Annotated in this window: 2 protein-coding genes, 1 tRNA gene and 1 pseudogene; 2 read left to right on the forward strand and 2 right to left on the reverse strand. The window is 60.5% G+C overall.

Annotated features, from left to right (window positions below):
* The first annotated feature begins 41 nt into the window (after positions 1–41).
* Both VL202_RS00625 and VL202_RS00630 read left to right on the forward strand, forming a co-directional pair.
* Positions 42–118 (forward strand) — tRNA-Met (locus VL202_RS00625).
* A gap of 229 nt (positions 119–347) precedes the next feature.
* Positions 348–1045, forward strand: a pseudogene (locus VL202_RS00630) (IS6 family transposase); the annotation flags it as partial.
* A gap of 129 nt (positions 1046–1174) precedes the next feature.
* On the opposite strand, the gene gfa reads toward VL202_RS00630, so the two are convergent.
* Together gfa and VL202_RS00640 are read right to left on the reverse strand one after the other, a co-directional pair.
* Entirely contained in the window at positions 1175–1768 is a 594-nt protein-coding gene (gene gfa, locus VL202_RS00635; protein ID WP_325462271.1) for an S-(hydroxymethyl)glutathione synthase, read from the reverse strand.
* A gap of 89 nt (positions 1769–1857) precedes the next feature.
* Positions 1858–2268: zinc-binding dehydrogenase (locus VL202_RS00640; RefSeq protein WP_325462272.1), on the reverse strand; the 411-nt coding region annotated here is incomplete at its 5' end.

Consider the following 2268-nt stretch of genomic DNA (forward strand, 5'->3'; position numbering starts at 1 on the left):
CCTGACAGGAGACAAATCCCATAAGGGATTTGCCATGGTAACGCGGGGTGGAGCAGCCCGGTAGCTCGTCAGGCTCATAACCTGAAGGCCGCAGGTTCAAATCCTGCCCCCGCAACCAACAAAACTTCTAAATTTACCCACGCCAAATATTGCTGCCAAGCTCCTCGCCATAACACGCCAGGAGCTTTTTGCGTTGCGCATCCTATGCAACCGCGTGACTAATTTGATAGCCTGCGATGGAGTTTTCTTACGGGCGGCAAGGATCAATGCGCCACCGACCACGTGAAACGACGCCCTGCAAAGGGTCGTTGATTCAATGCCGCGACCAAAGTATCTTCAGATCTGCGATTACGAAGAGTTCTGCCGTCAGCTACAAGCGCCACCGTTTTCCGCAACAGATCATCTCGAATGCGGTCTGGTGTATTTCAGGTTTCCGCTGAGCCTGCGTCTCGTCGAGGAAATGCTGCTGGAGCGCGGACTTGTCGTCTCATAGGAAACGATACGGCGATGGGGACGGAAATTCGGGCCGGCCTACGCAAAACCACGTCGTCGGGGGCAACCGTCGCGCCAGGATGTCTGGCACCTGGATGAGGGCGTGCTTTCCATCGCAGGCCGAAAGCACCGGCTTTGGCGTGCCGTTGATCAAGATGTTCTCGACGAGTTTGTTCAAAGCCGACGCGACACGAAGGCCGCCAGGCGATTGCCCATCAGGCTGCTGAAGAAGCAGGGCATGCCGCCCAAGCGGATCATCACCGACAAGCTTCGCTCCTATGGCGCGGCCAAGCGAGAGGGTATGCCGGCTGTCGAGCACCGATCCCACAAGGGTCTCACCAATCGAGCGGAAAATTCGCATCTGCCACTGCGCAAACGGCAGAGGACGATGCAAGGTTTCCGATCAGCCGGCAGCTTACAGCGCTTCATCTCGATCTTCTCGGCGCTTCGAAAGCTCTTCGTTACCCCACGTCACAAACGATCCGCACTGGCCACTCACAGTCATCGCATCCGCGCGATGACCCATTGGAAAGCCGTCACCGGCCCCGGCGCCTCATCTACAGCGGCAAAGAGGGGCGTCCGTTCACCGCTCGATACCGTGACAACTCCCCTTCGCCTGCTGCAAACCTTCTTTCGTCGTACTGGCGATAGGGCGGCCGGCTGGCGGCCCCATCGTGCCGCGTCAGCTTGGAAGGACGCCGGATTTCTTGGCCACCCAAGTCGCGACATAGTCCATGAGACCCGGCGACAGGCAATCATAGGGCTCCAGCCCGAGTTCCTTCAGGCGTGCCCGGATGCCATCCATCCGGCCGGGATCGACACCGGATTCGATGATGGAGGAGACGAAGGCCGCAAAGCCCGGGGGGGCCCAGCCAGATTCCTGGAAGCGTTCGGGATGGATGAAGTCCAGGCCCTGGAAGGCATGCTCGCGCTCGACCGGGCCGTACATGTGGACCCCGCACTCCCTGCAGGCATGGCGCTGGATCAGCGCCGAGGAATCGACCACTGCCAGCTTGTCGCCGTTTTCGAGCACCGTCACCTTGTCGTGCGGGACGACTGCGACGATGGAGAAGCTCGTACCGCTGGGTTTCCAGCACTTCGTGCAGCCGCAGGCGTGATTGTGGGCGATCTGCCCCTCGATCCGCACCTTGACCGGCCTGTCGGTACAGGCGCAGACCAGTGTACCGCCGGCGAAACTCGGGCTCTCTGGTTTCACGCCGTCATCCACCGCGGGATGGATGTGAACTGCGCTTCTCGTAAGACCGGAACTTTCCATCGCACTCTCCTCCTTTTTGTCTCGGGGCAAATCTTCTCCCGTGCGCCGTAGCGCGCCGGCAATGGATGCGATTATTCGATCGAAGATGCTCATGGGTAGACCACCACGCCACGGACGCTTTGGCCCGAATGCATGAGATCAAAACCCTTATTGATGTCCTCGAGCGGCATCGTATGGGTGATCATCGGGTCGATCTGGATCTTGCCGGCCATATACCAGTCGACGATCTTCGGAACGTCGGTGCGGCCGCGCGCGCCGCCAAACGCCGTGCCCATCCAGTTGCGGCCGGTGACCAGCTGGAACGGACGCGTCGAGATCTCCTGGCCGGCGCCGGCGACGCCGATGATCACCGACTTGCCCCAGCCGCGATGCGAGCTTTCGAGCGCCTGGCGCATCACCTTGGTGTTGCCGGTGCAGTCGAACGTATAGTCGGCGCCGCCGATCGTGTCGCCGTTGCGCTTGGTCATGTTGACGAGGTAGGGCACGATGTCGTCGCCGAC

Source organism: Pararhizobium sp., assembly GCF_035497515.1.
GTDB lineage: Bacteria > Pseudomonadota > Alphaproteobacteria > Rhizobiales > Rhizobiaceae > Pararhizobium.

Excerpts from the sequence above, each read along its gene's own strand:
- gfa (WP_325462271.1), bottom strand. The coding sequence starts at position 1,768 with ATGGAAAGTTCCGGTCTTACGAGAAGCGCAGTTCACATCCATCCCGCG.